The organism is Rheinheimera maricola (genome assembly GCF_016918075.2).
Classification (GTDB): Bacteria; Pseudomonadota; Gammaproteobacteria; order Enterobacterales; family Alteromonadaceae; genus Alishewanella; species Alishewanella maricola_A.
On the sequence record NZ_JAERPS020000029.1, the window covers coordinates 1 to 393 of the forward strand.

1 protein-coding gene is annotated in these 393 nt (G+C 45.3%); it reads left to right on the top strand.

Annotated features, from left to right (window positions below; all coding sequences use genetic code 11):
• Positions 1–293, top strand: a 293-nt coding sequence (locus I4W93_RS20265; RefSeq protein ID WP_224673593.1) for a hypothetical protein, incomplete at its 5' end; no start/stop codon positions are given.
• Between the last annotated feature and the right edge of the window lie 100 nt (positions 294–393).

Consider the following 393-nt stretch of genomic DNA (forward strand, 5'->3'; position numbering starts at 1 on the left):
CGTTAGGCCTTGAAGGAATACGGATGTTCAAACGAACGGAATATCACGCAGCTCATCAATACTCTTCCAATCACCGAAAGCAGATTGTCGTTAGTGAGTTATGTGGTTGCTTTTACTGCCTTAAAGTCTACCCACCTTCCAAGATTGTCGAGTGGGTAGATGAAGATGATAATGAGGTAGGACAAACTGCACTATGTCCCTATTGCGGTATTGATTCCGTTATTGGTTCGGCATCTGGCGTTTCACTGGATAAACAATTTCTTACCGAGATGTATAAAGTATGGTTCTCTTAACTTTAGAATATTCAGTGTACTGGCCTAACAAGCGCCTTAAACCTCGCGGCCTGCGGCCGCTGGACTCGCAACAAGTTGCTCGCCGTTTAGGCGTGCGTTA